The following is a 14,998-nucleotide window of genomic DNA, read 5'->3' as shown; positions in this document are numbered from 1 at the left end:
GGGCCATTTTAGGCGCATGCCGGTGCGTTGGGCGGGCAGCGCCCCGCGTCACGCGCACGCCAAGGAACCGCAATACACGCACGGGGGGTCCGGAAATAACCCCATTGGCTACAATCCCATTTCTTCGTCGAACCGGCTGTGGGTACTTTGCTCGGCCGGTTTCGTTTTTTCCACGTCCCCGTGCGCACGCGCACCCTCCCTGTGGGGAGTCTTTAGGTCAGGTCACCCATGTCTGATTTAAGTCTTCAACTGCAGCAGGCCGCAAGCCAACTACCAGTTTCAAGCTACTTCGATGATGCGCTGTTCCGGCGCGAGCTGGACACCATCTTTCAGCGCGGGCCCCGCTATGTGGGGCACCAGCTGAGCGTGCCCGAACCGGGCGATTATTACGCGCTGCCGCAGGAAGGACAGGGCCGTGCCCTGGTGCGCAACGCGCAGGGCGGCGTCGAACTGGTCTCCAACGTGTGCCGCCACCGCCAGGCGGTGATGCTGCAGGGCCGGGGCAACCTGCGCACGAACGGCAAGGGCCATGCCGCGGGCAACATCGTCTGCCCGCTGCACCGCTGGACCTACTCGCCCCAGGGCGAGCTGCTGGGCGCGCCGCACTTCTCGCACGATCCCTGCCTGAACCTGAACAACTACGCGCTGCGCGAGTGGAACGGCCTGCTCTTCGAGGACAACGGCCGCGACATCGCCGCCGACCTCGCCGGCATGGGCCCGCGCTCGGAGCTGTCGTTCGACGGCTACGTGCTCGATAAGGTCGAGCTGCACGAGTGCAACTACAACTGGAAGACGTTCATCGAGGTCTACCTCGAGGACTACCACGTGGGGCCGTTCCACCCGGGGCTGGGCAACTTCGTCACCTGCGACGACCTGCGCTGGGAGTTCCAGAAGCACTATTCGGTGCAGACCGTGGGCGTGGCCTCCACCTTCGGCAAGCCCGGCTCGGATGTGTACCGCAAGTGGCACGAGGTGCTGCTGAACTACCGCGAGGGCCGCATGCCCGAGCGCGGCGCGATCTGGCTCACCTACTACCCCCACATCATGGTGGAGTGGTATCCGCACGTGCTCACCGTCTCCACGCTGCACCCGATCAGCCCGACGCGCACGCTCAACATGGTCGAGTTCTACTACCCCGAGGAGATCGCGGCGTTCGAGCGCGAGTTCGTCGAGGCCCAGCAGGCCGCCTACATGGAGACCTGCATCGAGGACGACGAGATCGGCGAGCGCATGGACGCCGGCCGCAAGGCCCTGCTGGCGCGCGGCGACAACGAGGTCGGCCCCTACCAGAGCCCGATGGAAGACGGCATGCAGCACTTCCACGAGTGGTACCGCGGCGCGATGGGCGAGGCCGTTCCGCAGCGCTGACCGCGCACCGGCCGCCGCCGCGAATCCCGGAGGGTGGGTTTTCCGGGACATCTTTCCGGAATGCGGGCGCCGGGGTGGCCTAACATCGGCCTTCCCCTTCGGCCCCTCATCTCCCGCCCCACGCCCATGCAAGCCCTCTGGATGGTCCTCGCCGCATTCCTCTTCGCGAGCATGGGGGTCTGCGTGAAGATGGCGTCCGCGCACTTCAACGCGGCCGAGCTGGTGTGCTACCGCGGCATCATCGGCATGGCCATCCTCTGGGCGCTGGCACGGCGCCAGGGCGTGGGCCTCGGCACGCGCTACCCCGGCATGCACGCCTGGCGCAGCCTGATCGGGGTGGTGTCGCTGGGCGCCTGGTTCTACGCCATCGCGCACCTGCCGCTCGCCACCGCCATGACGCTCAACTACATGAGCAGCGTGTGGATCGCGGCCTTCATCGTCGGCGGCGCGCTGCTGGCGTGGCGGCCCTCGGGCGGCGCGGGCGGCACGCGCCCGCCCCTGCAGGCACCGCTGGTGCTGACCGTGATGGCCGGCTTCGCGGGCGTCGTCATGATGCTGCGCCCGAGCCTCGGCGCCCACGAGATGTTCGCCGGCCTGATCGGGCTGCTGTCGGGCCTCTCGGCCGCGTTCGCCTACATGCAGGTGATGGCGCTGTCGCGCATCGGCGAGCCGGAAACGCGCACCGTGTTCTATTTCGCGGTCGGCTCGGCCGTGGCGGGCGGCGCGGCGATGCTGCTCACGGGCGCCTCGGCCTGGCCGGGCTGGCCGGGCCTGTGGCTGCTGCCGATCGGGTTCCTCGCCGCCGCGGGCCAGCTCTGCATGACGCGTGCCTATGCGCGGGCGGGCTCGCAGCGCGGCACCCTGGTGGTCGCCAACCTGCAGTATTCCGGCATCGTGTTCGCGGGCGTCTACAGCGTGGTGCTGTTCGGCGACGACATCCCGCCCATCGGCTGGGCCGGCATGGCACTGATCATCGTGAGCGGGGTCGTCGCGACGGTATTGCGGGCGCGCGCTGCACCGGGGGCTCCGGCGGAAGAGCACTGAGCCGACACGGAACCTTCGCGCCCGGCGCACAATCCGGCGCAGGGGCGCCCGCCCGATCGCATGCGCCGGTAGCGCCGGCCTCCGATTCCTTCCCGCACCATCGACTGAACACGCCATGGCCTATACCACCCTCATTTCCGCCGACGAACTCCGGGCGCTGCGCGCGAGCGGCGCTCCCCTGATGGTCTTCGACTGCAGCTTCGATCTGGCGCACCCTTCGCGCGGACAGCAGCAGTACCTGGAATCGCACATCCCCGGCGCGGTGTACGCGCACCTCGACGAGGCGCTGAGCGCCCGGCACGGCGTGCCCGGCGCGGGCGGCACCATCGTGGCGAAGGAGGGCGAGATGCCGTCGTCCGGCGGGCGGCATCCGCTGCCGCATCCCGAGCGCTTCGCCGCGTGGCTGTCGTCGGTGGGCTTTTCCAATGCGATGCAGGCGGTGGTGTACGACCGCAACGGCACCAACTTCTGCGGCCGCCTCTGGTGGATGCTGCAGTGGGCCGGCCACGGGGCCGTGGCGGTGCTCGACGGCGGGCTGCAGGCCTGGGAGCAGGCTGGAGGCGAGCTGGCGCACGGCGAGGAACCCGCGCACTTCCAGGCGAACTTCGCGCTGGGCGAGCCGCTGCAGCGCCTCGCCACCGCCGCCCAGGTGCAGGCCGCGCTCGGCCAGCCGGGCCAGACGGTGGTGGATGCGCGGGCGCCGGCACGCTTTCGCGGCGAGGTGGAACCGCTCGATCCGGTCGCGGGCCACATTCCGGGTGCGCTGAACCGGCCGTTCTCCGACAACCTCGGGCCCGACGGCCGCTTCAAGCCGGCCGCGCAGCTGCGGGCCGAGTTCGAATCGCTGCTCGCCGGCCGCGATCCGGCCACCGTGGTGCACCAGTGCGGCAGCGGCGTGAGCGCCACGCCCAACCTGCTGGCGATGCAGATCGCCGGGCTGGGCCCCACGGCCCTGTTCGCGGGCAGCTGGAGCGAGTGGTGCGGCGATCCGTCCCGCCCGGTCGAGCGCGGCTGACGGCCTGCACGCCACGGCAGCGCCGTGAGGAAAACGTCATAAGCTAGTCCGGAAATCTTCGTTCCGCGCGGTGGGGCCGCTCCTGAGAATGGCCCCGTACCGCCCGCCCTGCCCTCCGGCAGACCCGCGCGGCGGCCCACCGCCCGAGGACCGAAGATGACCGCCCCTGTTTCCCGCCGCCGCCTGCTCGCGGCCGCTGCCGCCGCACCGCTCGGCCTGTCCACGCTGTCCCCCGCCTTCGCGGCCGACCGGCTGCGCATCGGCGTGGTGCCCGGCGCCTATGCCGATTCCGCCAACGTCGCTGCCCGCGAAGCCCGCACCCAGGGCCTGCAGGTCGAGGTGATCGAGTTCACCGACTGGACCACGCCCAACGTGGCGCTGAACGCGGGCGACATCGACATCAACTACTTCCAGCACCAGCCCTTCCTCGCCAACGCGATCAAGAAGCAGGGCTTCCAGCTCGCGAGCGCGGGCACCGGCATCCTGGCCAACGTCGGTCTGTATTCGCTCAAGCACAAGAAGGTGCAGGACGTGCCCGCCGGCGGCAAGGTGGGCATCGCCAACGATCCGGTCAACCAGGGCCGCGGCCTGCTGCTGCTGCAGAAGGTGGGCCTCATCCGGCTCCGGCCCGGCGTGGGCTACCTCGGTACCCTGGACGACATCGTGGACAACCCGAAAAAGCTCCGCTTCGTGGAGGTCGAGGGCCCGCAGCTCGTGCGCATCACGCCCGACGTGGACATCGCGCAGGGCTACCCGCACTTCATCGTCGCAGCCAAGGCGTTCGACCCCTCCAGCGGCCTCGCCTATTCGGGCATCGAGGACGCGCAGTTCGCGATCCAGTTCGTGGTGCGGCAGGACCGCGTGAACGATCCGCTGGTGCAGCGCTTCGTGCGCATCTACCAGAACTCGCAGGCCGTGCGGGCCGAGACGCACCGGGCTTTCGCCAACGACGACCGGCTCTACACGCTGGCCTGGACGCGGACATGACGCAGGAAGTGCTGCGCATGGCGCCTTCCGCACTGCTCGGCCACACGGCGGCGCCCGCGGAGCCCGGACGGGCCGCGCGCGGAGCGGGGATCGCGGCGCGGTCCGGGCCATCGTCCGGTCCTGCTACTGGCGTGACCGCAGCGGCGACGGCCACCGGCGCCTCACGAGCGGCCGGCGGTGCGGCGGAGGTCCGCTCACCCCGCGGCGCGGTCTCGCTGCGCGGCGTTTCCAAGACCTATGCCTCGCCCGCCGGCGAGGTCGCCGCCCTGCGGGACATCGACCTGGACATTCCGGCCGGCAGCGTCTTCGGCATCATCGGCCGCAGCGGTGCCGGCAAGTCGAGCCTGCTGCGCACCATCAACCGGCTGGAGCAGCCCACGCGCGGGCAGGTGCTGGTCGATGGCGTGGACGTCGGCACGCTGGACGCGGACGGCCTCGTGGCCCTGCGGCGGCGCATCGGCATGATCTTCCAGCACTTCAACCTGCTGTCGGCCAAGACGGTGTTCGACAACATCGCGCTGCCGCTGCGCGTGGCGGGCGCCCGCCCGTCGGAGGTCACGCGGCGCGTGCATGAACTGCTGGAGCTGGTGGGCCTGCAGGACAAGCACGGCGCGTACCCCGGACGGCTCTCGGGCGGGCAGAAGCAGCGGGTGGGCATCGCCCGCGCGCTCGCCACGCACCCGGAGATCCTGCTGTGCGACGAGGCCACCTCGGCGCTCGACCCGGAGACCACGCACGCCATCCTGCAGCTGTTGCGGGGCATCAACCGGCGCCTGGGCATCACCGTGATCCTGATCACCCACGAGATGCGCGTGATCCGCGAGATCGCCGACCGGGTGCTGGTGCTGGAGCGGGGCCGCATCGCGGAACAGGGCCCCGTGTGGCAGGTGTTCGGCGCGCCGCGCCACGACGCCACGCAGGCCTTGCTGGCGCCGCTGCGCCTGGGCCTGCCGGACGACCTGCGCGCGCGCCTGCACGCCGAGCCGCCGGAGGGCGCCTTCCAGCGCATCCTGCAACTGGGCTACAGCGGCGCGTGGGGCCTGGAGCCCGACCTCGCGCGCATCGCGCAGGCCCTGCCGCCCGGCGCGCGGCTGCTGCACGGCGGCGTGGACCGCATCCAGGGCCATGCGCAGGGCCACCTGCTGCTGGCGGTGGACGGCAGCGCCCCCCTGCCCGATTTCGGCCCGCTGACCCGCGGCCCCGGCGCCATCGCGCACACGATCGAGGCGATCGGCTATGCCGCGACCGATGCCATCGATGCAGCCGATGCGGCCGAGCCGCCGGCGCCCTCCGCAACCCACCTTCCCGCCACCGCATGAACCTCTCGCTCTCCATTCCCGCCGAACGCTATGGCCAGGCGCTGGCCGACACCCTGCTGATGGTGGGCGTGTCCGGCACGGCCGCCCTGCTCGCGGGCATTCCGCTGGCGGTGCTGCTGATCGTGACCGCGCCGGGCGGCTTCCTCGCCTCGCCGCGCATCCACCGCGGGGTGGGCAGCGTGGTCAACGGCTTCCGGGCCACGCCCTTCATCGTGCTGCTGGTGGCGCTCATTCCGTTCACGCGCATCGTGGCGGGCACCACCATCGGCGTGTGGGCGGCCATCGTGCCGCTCTCGGCCAGCGCCACGCCGTTCTTCGCGCGCATCGCCGAGGTGAGCCTGCGCGAGGTGGACAAGGGCCTGATCGAAGCCGCGCAGGCCATGGGCTGCCGCCAGTGGCACATCGTGCGCCACGTCTACCTGCCCGAGGCGCTGCCCGGCATCGTGGGCGGCTTCACGATCACGCTGGTGGCGCTGATCGGCGCCTCGGCCATGGCCGGCGCGGTGGGCGCGGGCGGGCTCGGCGATCTCGCGATCCGCTACGGCTACCAGCGGTTCGACACGCAGGTGATGGTGGTGGTGATCGCCGTGCTGATCGCGCTGGTCACGGTGGTGCAGTCCGCGGGCGACTTCTTCGTGCGGCGGCTGCGCGACCGCTGAACGCCTGCTGGCCCGCTCTTTTCAAATTTCCTCAGGAGCCCGCACACCATGGCCGAAATTGCCGTTGCCTCCGAGAGCGCAGCCGCCGGCAGCCGCCTTCCCCTGCCGCCCAGCCCGCCCCACCGGATCGCCAGCGAAGCGGAGGCGCTGGATGCCGCGCGGGCCCTGGCGCGCGCATTCCGCCAGGGCGCGGCCGACCGCGACCGCGAACGCCGCCTGCCCTGGGACGAGATCGAGCGCTACACGGCGAGCGGGCTCGGCGCCATCAGCGTGCCGCGTGCCTACGGCGGCCTCGGCGTGTCGTTCCGCACGCTGACGGAGGTGTTCGCGATCCTGTGCGCGGCCGATCCGTCGCTCGGGCAGATACCGCAGAACCACCATGCGCTCGTGCGGCACCTCGTGGAGTTCGGCAGCGAAGCGCAGCGCCGCCGCTTCTTCGCCGACGTGCTCGCGGGCCACCGCCTGGGCAATGCCGGCCCGGAGCGCAAGGCCCGCGCGGCGGCCGTGAACCACGCCACGGCACGCCTGACGCGCGATGCGCAGGGCCGCCTGCGCGCGAACGGGACGCGCCACTATTCCACCGGCGCGCTGTTCGCGCACTGGGTGCCCTTCCGCGCGGACGACGAACTCGGCCGCCCGGTGCAGGTCTGGGTGCGCCGCACGGCACCCGGGCTGCGGGTGATCGACGACTGGGACGCCTTCGGGCAGCGCACCACCGCCAGCGGCAGCGTGGTGCTGCAGGACGTGCCCGTGGGCGAGGACGACGTGGTCGCGCTGTACGCGGCGCAGGACCGGCCGACGCTGACGGGGCCGTTCTCGCAACTGCTGCAGGCGTCCATCGACCTGGGGATCGCCGAGGGCGCGCTGGACGACGCACTCGCCTACGTGCGCGAGAAGACGCGGCCCTGGGTGGATTCCGGCGTGGAGCATGCCCACGAAGATCCGCACATCCTGCGCGAGGTCGGCGAGCTGGCCATCGAGGTACACGCGGCGCGCGAGGTGCTGGCCGAAGCGGCCGACCGTCTGGACGCGCTGGCCCGCGAGCCCCTGACGGATGCCGCCAGCGCAGAGGCCTCGGTGGCGGTGGCGCGCGCCAAGGTGCTGACCACCGAAGCCGCCCTGCGCGCCAGTGAACACCTGCTCGAACTCGCCGGCACCTCGTCGGCCCGCGCGGCGCACAACCTGGACCGCCACTGGCGCAACGCGCGCGTGCACACGCTGCACGACCCGGTGCGCTGGAAGCTGCACCTCATCGGCCGCTACGTGCTGAACGGCCAGGCGCCGCGCCGCCACCAATGGAACTGAAAGAGCCCGTGCCATGACCGCCCACACCCCGCAGGAACGCCACTCCCTCCACCAGGCCGAAGCCGCCGTGCCGGCGCAGCCGCCTGCCGTCCCCTCCCCTGCGCACCGCCCGCCCGTGCTGGCCACTCCGGCGGACATCCTGGCCACCGCCGCCGCGCTCGCGCGCGCCTGGGCACCGCAGGCGCTCGAACGCGACCGGGAGCGCCGACTGCCGCGGGCGGAGGTCGAGGCCTTCAGCGCCAGCGGGCTCTGGGGCATCACGGTGCCGCAGGCCCACGGCGGCCCGGGTGCCGATGCCTGGACGCTCGCGCAGGTGATCGCCACCGTCTCGGCGGCGGACGGGTCGCTCGGCCACATCCCGCAGAACCATTTCTATGCGCTCGAAGTGCTGTGCGTGGGCGGCACCGAAGCACAGCAGCGCTTCTTCCATGAACGCGTGCTGCGGGGCGAGCGCTTCGGCAATGCGCTGGCCGAGACCGGCCACCGCGACTACCGCCGCCGCACCCGCCTGGAGCGCTCGAAGGGCGGCTGGGTGCTGCAGGGGCGCAAGTTCTACTGCACCGGGGCGCTGTTCGCGCACTGGATTCCCACGCAGGCCCTGCAGCAGCTCGGCGACGGGCGCGAGGTGAGCGTGATCGCCTTCGTGCCGCGCGATGCGCCCGGCGTTTCGGTGGAAGACGACTGGGACGGCATGGGCCAGCGCGTGACCGGCAGCGGGTCGGTGGCCCTCGACGGCGTGCGCGTGGAGCCGGAATGGATCGTGCCCTTCCAGGCCAGCTTCGACCGGCCCACCACCATCGGCCCGTTCGCGCAGCTGATGCACGCGGCCATCGACCTCGGGATCGGAGAAGGAGCCCTGCGGGCGGCCCTGCCCTTCATCCGCCAGCATGCGCGCCCCTGGATCGACGCGCAGGTGGCGCATGCCACCGACGATCCGCTCACCCTGCACGCCGTGGGCGACGTGGACCTGCGCCTGCATGCGGCACGCGCCCTGCTGCACCGCGCGGCGCGCCTCGTCGATGCGGCCCGGCATGCGCCCGACGAAGACACCGTGGCCGCCGCGTCGGTCGCCGTGGCCGAGGCCCGCGCGCTCGCGCACCGCGCCGGCCTGCTGGCCGCCAACAAGCTGCTGGAACTGGGCGGCACGTCGGCCACCGCCGCGGCGCACGGTTTCGACCGTTTCTGGCGCAACGTGCGCACCCACACGCTGCACGATCCGGTGCGGTGGAAGTACCACGCCGTGGGCAACTACGTCCTCAACGGCACCCGGCCGCCGCGCCACGGAGCCCTGTGATGCCCGCCGCGCAACGCACCCGCCCGATCGTCCTCAACGCCTTCGACATGAACGCGGTGGGCCACATCAACCACGGCCTCTGGACGCACCCGCGCGACCGGTCGAGCGAATACCACTCCCTGGAGTACTGGACCGGCCTGGCGCGCGAGCTGGAGCGCGGCCTCTTCGACGGCCTGTTCCTTGCCGACATCGTGGGCGTGTACGACACCTACGGCGGATCGGCGGACGTCACGCTGCGCGAATCGGTGCAGTGGCCGATCAACGATCCGCTGCTGGTCGTGCCCGCCATGGCCGCGTCCACGAGGCACCTGTCGTACGGCGTCACCGTGAACCTGAGCTACGAGCAGCCCTACCTGCTGGCCCGGCGGTTCTCCACGCTGGACCACCTCACGCGGGGCCGCGTGGGCTGGAACGTCGTCACCGGCTACCTCGACTCGGCCGCGCGCGCCATGGGCGTGGATCAGCAGCTGCCGCACGATGCGCGCTACGACCGGGCCGACGAATTCATGGACGTGGTCTACCAGCTCTGGGAGGGCAGTTGGGACGACGGCGCCGTGCTGCGCGACCGCGCCCGCCGCATCTATGCCGATCCCGCCCGGGTGCGGCCGGTGCGGCACCACGGCGACCACTACCGGGTCGAGGGCTACCACCTCTGCGAGCCCTCCCCGCAGCGCACGCCGGTGATCTTCCAGGCGGGCAGTTCGGGCCGCGGGCTGCGCTTCGCCGCCCGGCATGCGGAGTGCGTGTTCATGTCCACCCAGGACAAGGCCGCGACGCGGGAGCTGGTGCGGGCATTGCGCGAAGAGGTGGTGCGCGCGGGCCGCCGTCCCGGCGACGTGCAGGTGGTGGTGGGCCTGACCGTGGTGGCGGGCGCCACGCGCCGCGAGGCCGAGGAGAAGTACCGGGACTACTGCCGCCACGCCAGCCCGGAGGCGGCTCTGGCCCACCTCTCGGCCGGTGCGGGCATCGACTTCTCCACCTACCGGCGCGATACGCCGCTCATCGGCCAGCACCGCAGCAACGGCATCGAGAACAGCCTGCGCCGCCTGGCCAACGGCCGCCCCCGCTACACGCTGGGCGACCTCGTGGAGGAACTGGCGCTGGGCGGCCGCTACGCCACCGCGGTGGGCTCACCCCACGACATCGCGGACGAAATGCAGGCGTGGCTGGACGAGGCCGGGGTGGACGGGTTCAACCTCTCGCGCACCGTGGTGCCCGAGAGCTACACGGACTTCGTCGACCTCGTCGTGCCCGCACTGCAGGAGCGCGGCCTGCACAAGACGGCCTACGCCGAGGGCACGCTGCGCCACAAGCTGGCCGGCCGGGGCGACCGGCTCGCGGAATCCCACCACGGGTCGGGATTCCGGCACGCCGCGGCCCTGCCCGCGGTGCGCGCCGCGTAAGGTGCCATCCGCCGCGCATCGCGTGGCGCGAACGGCGCTCGTGGCCCGCCCCCGCCTCCCCGCGCGCCACGGCCGAGCCATAGGACCTCCATATCCGCCCGATAGCCCCGCCGGCGCGTTGCGCGTGCGCGCGCCGCCCGTGCAGCACCCCGCTCCTCGGGCGCCCGCGCCGCCCCTGGCGCGCCTGTAAGGGAAATTCCTACAAACCCGGCTTGCGGGCGAGACACGCTGCACATCCAAACCCCGACTTAATTTCCGATTGGGCCGGATTCACAATCCATTTCAACGGATCGCGACACACCTGCACACCGCCAGGGGCCTCGCGATCTGGTAACGGAAAAAGGATTGAACATGACCTCGGAACAACTTCTCGCTGAAATCCGCGAAGCCAACCTCACGTACCTGATGCTGGCCCAGACGCTGATCCGCCAGGACAAGGCCGAAGCCGTGTTCCGCCTGGGCATCAACGAAGACGCCGCCGACATCCTGGCCTCCCTCTCGGCCGCGCAGGTGCTCAAGCTGGCCTCCCGCAATACCCTGCTGTGCAGCTTCCGCGTGGACGACAACCTCGTCTGGAGCCTGCTCACGAACCACAACACGCCCAAGAAGGTCGGCAACGAAGCCACCAACACGCTGCACGCCAACATCCTCATGGCCAGCCGCGTGTCGGAAGTGCTCTGAGCGGCACGCCCCGCTTCCTTCGCCCCTCCCGCCCGTCCCGTCCTTCGAAAGCCCGCCATGACCGCAGCCGCCGCCCCCGTGAAGAGCGTCCTGAACGAATCCAAGCAGATCGAGCGCGCCGCCATGCTCATCCAGATGGGCGCCCGCATGCAGGTGCTGGAGTCGGAGACGTCGCTGTCGTATGAGCGCCTGATCCGGCTCTACAAGGAAATCGCGGGCAAGTCGCCGTCCAAGGGCCAGCTGCCGTTCTCCACCGACTGGTTCCTCACCTGGCAGGAGAACATCCACAGCTCGCTGTTCCTGAACATCTACGAATACCTCTCCAAGGGCGTGAGCCTGGATTCGGTCGAGCTGCTGACCAAGGCCTACCGCCTCTACAACGAGCAGGTCGCCACGGCCGAGATCGAGCCCCTGCTGTCCTTCACCCGCGCCTGGCGCCTCGTGAAGTTCGTGGACGCCGGCATGCTCACGCGCACCAAGTGCTCGCAGTGCGGCGGCCAGTTCGTGACCGAGATGTACGAGAACGCCCGCGCCTACACCTGCGGCCTCTGCAATCCTCCGGCCCGTGCCGGCAAGAGCAAGTCGGCCGGCGCGCTGATGCTGCACTGATCCTTTTTTCGACGCGAGTAACCTCTCTCCCGGCCCCGTGCCGGGATTTTTTTTGCCTGCCCCCCCGGCCAAGCGCGCTGGAGGCGCCCTCAGCGCATGGAGAGCAGGATGCGCACGTTGTCGTCCACCGGCAGCACGTAGTCGTGCGCTGCCAGCACGGTGTTGCCGGCCGGGCTCACGAGCTTCAGGCCGACGAACACCGACTGGGCCGTGGCGGCGTAGGTGCCCACCACCACCGCCTGCGCCGACTGCGCACGGCTCACCTCGCGCACTTCGCGCGACAGCAGCAGTTCGCCCTGGCCGGGCACCATCGCCAGGCTCTCGCGCATCTTGAGTTCGGTCACGCGCACGCCGCGCTGCACCATGCGGCCGGCGATCTGCTCGGAGCACAGCCGGCCGAGCCGCGACGATTCGCCCAGCCGGTCGATGTGCACCAGCGTGCCCACCAGCACCGGCAGGCGCGGATCGAGCTGCGGCACCTGCAGCAGCAATGCGTCGGCCGCGGCGTAGTTGGCCTCCAGCAGCGCTTCGGCCGCGGTGGGGCCCAGGCCCAGCGCACCGAGCGCGCCCGGGCTGCCGCCATTCGGCGTGGCGGCGGCACCGTAGTAGTAGCGGGCGCAGCCCGGCAGCAGCAGGGCCGCGGCACCGGCGGCCAGGCCCGTGCGCAGCCATGCGCGGCGCGATGTCGGCCCTGATGCGGACGAGGAAGCCGCGGCGGACGCGCGCGCCGGCACGGACCCCACGATGCCCACGGTCTCGGTCGCGGTTTCGGTCTCGGTCACGGAAGGGATCGGCCGCGTCATGGCACCACCTGCCAGGTCTTCACCGGCGCGGGCGGGGGGCCCATGGCCGGCGGCGGCGCGGGCAGTGCCGGGAGGTACAGCACGGCATCGGCCTGGTCGATCGAATACACGTCGCCCGTGCGGGCCAGGTAGCGGCCCTCGCTCTCCAGCGAGGTGGTGACCAGGACCTCGGTGCGGGCGGGTCCGGGCGCCAGCCGCTGGACGGCGACGGGCCGCGCCGCGTCCGGAGCGCCGACGACCACGCTCGCCACGGGTCCCGAGGACGCCGTCGCGGGGACGGTTCCGGTGACGCCTCCGGCTCCGGCCACTGCCACGGCCACCGGCGCGGGCCCCGGAGGTGCCCATGCGAGCAGGTAGTCGCCGTTCTCCATCGACGCGTCGCGCGCCACGCGCACGCCCTCGCCCAGCAGCACCGGCCGCGCGCCGTCGCCGGGAGGCGCCACGTGCTGCACGAGCTGCACGCCCACGCTGAGCCGCACGTCCGTCGGCTGGGTGGAAATCGTCAGCCCGCGTTCCACGAGGTGGGTGATCAGCAGGGAACGGAAACCCGCCCCGAAACCGGGTACCCCGCCCGGTTCATCGACCGGAGTGACGTAGATGGGGTGCGCGCCCGCCGGCCATTCGCGCAGCTTGGCGGCCGTGCGCGCCGCGACGTCGGCGGCGAGCACGTCCCAGTGGTGGACGGCGCGGGCCGTCTTCTGGGTGGACGGTGCATGCGCCTGCGGATGGGGCAGGTCGGGCGGAGCGGCGCAGCCGGCCAGCCCCGCGGCGCACAGCAGCAGCGCCAGCGAAGGCCGGAGCCCGCGGGGGGCGGAGAGCAGCGGGAGTTCCGCAACGGGGGTCATGCGCGCGCGCCTTTCCTCGGAATGCATGTGCCCATGCTAGCCGCCGCGCGCCGGGCGCATGGGCCGAACAGCGGCGCTTTTCCCGGCTACTCCGTTCCGCAGCCTGCACCGCCCGCCCCCGGCCCTGGCGTTTCCTTGTCTTGCCTTGCCTTGCCTCGGAAAATTCGGAATCTCCGCAGACTTCCATCGGCACCGATGCCACGGCCGGGCGCCCGCCTACGTGCAGAGGGGGTCTTGCCGCGCCACAATCCGCGCATGCAGCCCTCCGCTCCCGTCCTGGCCACGCCCAACGATCCCGCCGCGCCGCGGGACGCCGACCCGCCACCACCGCCCGCGGGCGATCCGCCGGCCGACCCGCCGCCCGCCGCAGACCCTCCCCCGGCCTCTCCCCCGGCGGGCGACCCGCCCACCCCGGCGCCCGGTCCCGCCGAGCCCCCGCCTCCGCCCGCGGGGGCGTTTTCGTCTTCGCCGTCGCCTTCTTCGCCCTTCGCTCTGCCCTCGCCGCTGGTGCTGCACATGCCGGTGGACGTGCGCAACCTCTCGCTCGCCCTCCTGGCGCTTTTCGCCGCCGTGGCCCTGCTGCACTGGGCCGCCGCCGTCTTCATCCCGCTGATGCTGAGCCTGCTGCTCACCATCGCGCTGCAGCCGATCGTCACCGCGCTGCGGCGCTGGTACGTCCCGCGCTGGCTCGGTGCCGGCGTGCTGCTGCTGGGTATCGTCGGCGGTCTCGGCGGCACGGCCTGGTCGCTCTCCGATGGCGCGGCCGAGCTCGTCGATTCCCTGCCCGTGGCGGCGCGCAAGGTGCGAGACGCCATGCGGCTCAACATGAACGGCCCCAGCCCGCTCGACACCATGCAGAAGGCCGCCAGCCAGATCGAACAGGCCGCCACCGAAAGCATCCCGCCCCAGACCCGCCGCGGCGTGCAGCGCGTGGTGGTCGAACGCGCACCCTTCAACATCCGCGACTACGTCTGGACCGGCACGATGGGCCTGGTGTCGGCCGCGGGCCAGCTCACGGTGGTGGTGTTCCTCACCTTCTTCTCGCTCGCCTCGGGCAACCTGTTCCGGCGCAAGCTCGTGCGCATCGCCGGCGCCAGCCTGGAGCGCCGCAAGATCACGATGGAAGTGCTCGACGACATCTCGGGCCAGATCCAGCGCTACCTGCTCGTGCAGGTGGCCACGAGCGTGCTGGTCGGCATCGGCACCGGCGTGGCGTATGCCCTCCTCGGCCTGGAGAACGCCATCGTCTGGGGCGTGGTGGCGGGCGTGCTCAACCTCGCTCCGTACGTCGGCTCGATCATCGTCACGGGCGCATCGGCCCTCGTCGCGTTCCTGCAGTTCGGCATCGTGGACATGGCCCTGGCCGTGGGCGGCGCGTCGCTGCTCATCCATACCCTGGTGGGCAACCTGCTCACGCCCTGGCTCACGAGCCGCACCAGCCGCATGAGCCCGGTGGCGGTGTTCGTGAGCGTGCTGGCCTGGGGGTGGCTGTGGGGGCTGTGGGGGGTGCTGCTGGGGATCCCGGTGATGATGGTGGTGAAGGCGGTGTGCGATCGGGTGGAGGATCTGAGGCCGATCGGGGAGTTGATGAGTGATTGATTGATTGATTGATTGGATTGGTTGGTTGATCGCTTGGGTTCTTGATCGAGCAATCGTGTCGTGGTTG

The 14,998-nt window shown here is 71.4% G+C and carries 14 protein-coding genes; 12 read left to right on the top strand and 2 right to left on the bottom strand.

Annotated elements, in window-relative coordinates:
* The first annotated feature begins 228 nt into the window (after nucleotides 1-228).
* The 11 genes from Q9R47_RS22670 (at nucleotide 229) to flhC (ending at nucleotide 11,684) form a co-directional block, all read left to right on the top strand.
* Entirely contained in the window at nucleotides 229-1,368 is a 1,140-nt protein-coding gene (locus tag Q9R47_RS22670) for an aromatic ring-hydroxylating dioxygenase subunit alpha (RefSeq protein WP_311235374.1), read from the top strand.
* Nucleotides 1,369-1,494: 126 nt separating this feature from the next.
* A complete protein-coding gene (locus Q9R47_RS22665; protein ID WP_311235373.1) occupies nucleotides 1,495-2,412 on the top strand; it encodes a DMT family transporter in 918 nt (305 codons plus the stop codon).
* Between the two features lie 115 nt (nucleotides 2,413-2,527).
* Nucleotides 2,528-3,427: a sulfurtransferase gene (locus Q9R47_RS22660; protein ID WP_311235372.1), complete on the top strand. Its 900-nt coding sequence runs from the start codon at nucleotides 2,528-2,530 to the stop codon at nucleotides 3,425-3,427.
* A gap of 156 nt (nucleotides 3,428-3,583) precedes the next feature.
* Entirely contained in the window at nucleotides 3,584-4,414 is an 831-nt protein-coding gene (locus Q9R47_RS22655) for a MetQ/NlpA family ABC transporter substrate-binding protein (protein WP_311235371.1), read from the top strand.
* Nucleotides 4,411-5,733, top strand: a complete 1,323-nt coding sequence (locus Q9R47_RS22650; protein WP_311235370.1) for an ATP-binding cassette domain-containing protein — start codon at nucleotides 4,411-4,413, stop codon at nucleotides 5,731-5,733. Before Q9R47_RS22655 ends, Q9R47_RS22650 begins: the two co-directional genes overlap by 4 nt.
* Nucleotides 5,730-6,392: a methionine ABC transporter permease gene (locus Q9R47_RS22645; protein ID WP_311235369.1), complete on the top strand. Its 663-nt coding sequence runs from the start codon at nucleotides 5,730-5,732 to the stop codon at nucleotides 6,390-6,392. Before Q9R47_RS22650 ends, Q9R47_RS22645 begins: the two co-directional genes overlap by 4 nt.
* Nucleotides 6,393-6,440: 48 nt before the next feature.
* Nucleotides 6,441-7,697 (top strand): SfnB family sulfur acquisition oxidoreductase, encoded by a 1,257-nt coding sequence (locus Q9R47_RS22640; protein ID WP_311235368.1) that lies wholly within the window; start codon nucleotides 6,441-6,443, stop codon nucleotides 7,695-7,697.
* Between the two features lie 13 nt (nucleotides 7,698-7,710).
* Complete coding sequence (locus Q9R47_RS22635; protein ID WP_311235367.1) at nucleotides 7,711-8,991, top strand: SfnB family sulfur acquisition oxidoreductase; 1,281 nt, start codon at nucleotides 7,711-7,713, stop codon at nucleotides 8,989-8,991.
* Nucleotides 8,991-10,394, top strand: a complete 1,404-nt coding sequence (locus tag Q9R47_RS22630; RefSeq protein WP_311235366.1) for an LLM class flavin-dependent oxidoreductase — start codon at nucleotides 8,991-8,993, stop codon at nucleotides 10,392-10,394. Before Q9R47_RS22635 ends, Q9R47_RS22630 begins: the two co-directional genes overlap by 1 nt.
* A 351-nt stretch (nucleotides 10,395-10,745) precedes the next feature.
* Nucleotides 10,746-11,075, top strand: coding sequence for a flagellar transcriptional regulator FlhD (gene flhD, locus Q9R47_RS22625; protein ID WP_013595547.1), 330 nt, complete (start codon nucleotides 10,746-10,748; stop codon nucleotides 11,073-11,075).
* A 57-nt stretch (nucleotides 11,076-11,132) separates the two neighbouring features.
* Nucleotides 11,133-11,684 carry a flagellar transcriptional regulator FlhC gene (gene flhC / locus Q9R47_RS22620; protein WP_311235365.1) on the top strand — a complete coding sequence of 184 codons (552 nt, stop codon included), beginning with the start codon at nucleotides 11,133-11,135 and terminating at the stop codon, nucleotides 11,682-11,684.
* Between the two features lie 89 nt (nucleotides 11,685-11,773).
* Here flhC and Q9R47_RS22615 read toward each other — a convergent pair whose 3' ends face one another.
* Together Q9R47_RS22615 and Q9R47_RS22610 are read right to left on the bottom strand one after the other, a co-directional pair.
* On the bottom strand, nucleotides 11,774-12,487 hold the full coding sequence (locus tag Q9R47_RS22615; RefSeq protein ID WP_311235364.1) for a FlgO family outer membrane protein: 714 nt from the start codon (nucleotides 12,485-12,487) through the stop codon (nucleotides 11,774-11,776).
* Nucleotides 12,484-13,332: a hypothetical protein gene (locus Q9R47_RS22610; protein WP_311235363.1), complete on the bottom strand. Its 849-nt coding sequence runs from the start codon at nucleotides 13,330-13,332 to the stop codon at nucleotides 12,484-12,486. Before Q9R47_RS22610 ends, Q9R47_RS22615 begins: the two co-directional genes overlap by 4 nt.
* Nucleotides 13,333-13,587: 255 nt before the next feature.
* Between Q9R47_RS22610 and Q9R47_RS22605 the strand changes: the two genes are divergently transcribed.
* Complete coding sequence (locus tag Q9R47_RS22605) at nucleotides 13,588-14,931, top strand: AI-2E family transporter (RefSeq protein WP_311235362.1); 1,344 nt, start codon at nucleotides 13,588-13,590, stop codon at nucleotides 14,929-14,931.
* Nucleotides 14,932-14,998 lie beyond the last annotated feature (67 nt).

Source organism: Acidovorax sp. PRC11, assembly GCF_031844105.1.
Lineage (GTDB): Bacteria > Pseudomonadota > Gammaproteobacteria > Burkholderiales > Burkholderiaceae_C > Paracidovorax.
The sequence above is the reverse complement of the archived record's forward strand: the minus strand, read 5'-3'. Positions and strand labels throughout refer to the sequence as shown.

What these genes read in the sequence shown, in the direction of transcription:
- Q9R47_RS22635 (WP_311235367.1), top strand. Translation starts at nt 7,711, where the DNA reads ATGACCGCCCACACCCCGCAGGAACGCCACTCCCTCCACCAGGCCGAA.
- Q9R47_RS22655 (WP_311235371.1), top strand. Translation starts at nt 3,584, where the DNA reads ATGACCGCCCCTGTTTCCCGCCGCCGCCTGCTCGCGGCCGCTGCCGCC.
- Q9R47_RS22665 (WP_311235373.1), top strand. Translation starts at nt 1,495, where the DNA reads ATGCAAGCCCTCTGGATGGTCCTCGCCGCATTCCTCTTCGCGAGCATG.
- Q9R47_RS22660 (WP_311235372.1), top strand. Translation starts at nt 2,528, where the DNA reads ATGGCCTATACCACCCTCATTTCCGCCGACGAACTCCGGGCGCTGCGC.
- Q9R47_RS22615 (WP_311235364.1), bottom strand. Translation starts at nt 12,487, where the DNA reads ATGACGCGGCCGATCCCTTCCGTGACCGAGACCGAAACCGCGACCGAG.
- Q9R47_RS22650 (WP_311235370.1), top strand. Translation starts at nt 4,411, where the DNA reads ATGACGCAGGAAGTGCTGCGCATGGCGCCTTCCGCACTGCTCGGCCAC.
- Q9R47_RS22630 (WP_311235366.1), top strand. Translation starts at nt 8,991, where the DNA reads ATGCCCGCCGCGCAACGCACCCGCCCGATCGTCCTCAACGCCTTCGAC.
- Q9R47_RS22610 (WP_311235363.1), bottom strand. Translation starts at nt 13,332, where the DNA reads ATGACCCCCGTTGCGGAACTCCCGCTGCTCTCCGCCCCCCGCGGGCTC.
- flhC (WP_311235365.1), top strand. Translation starts at nt 11,133, where the DNA reads ATGACCGCAGCCGCCGCCCCCGTGAAGAGCGTCCTGAACGAATCCAAG.
- flhD (WP_013595547.1), top strand. Translation starts at nt 10,746, where the DNA reads ATGACCTCGGAACAACTTCTCGCTGAAATCCGCGAAGCCAACCTCACG.
- Q9R47_RS22640 (WP_311235368.1), top strand. Translation starts at nt 6,441, where the DNA reads ATGGCCGAAATTGCCGTTGCCTCCGAGAGCGCAGCCGCCGGCAGCCGC.
- Q9R47_RS22645 (WP_311235369.1), top strand. Translation starts at nt 5,730, where the DNA reads ATGAACCTCTCGCTCTCCATTCCCGCCGAACGCTATGGCCAGGCGCTG.
- Q9R47_RS22670 (WP_311235374.1), top strand. Translation starts at nt 229, where the DNA reads ATGTCTGATTTAAGTCTTCAACTGCAGCAGGCCGCAAGCCAACTACCA.
- Q9R47_RS22605 (WP_311235362.1), top strand. Translation starts at nt 13,588, where the DNA reads ATGCAGCCCTCCGCTCCCGTCCTGGCCACGCCCAACGATCCCGCCGCG.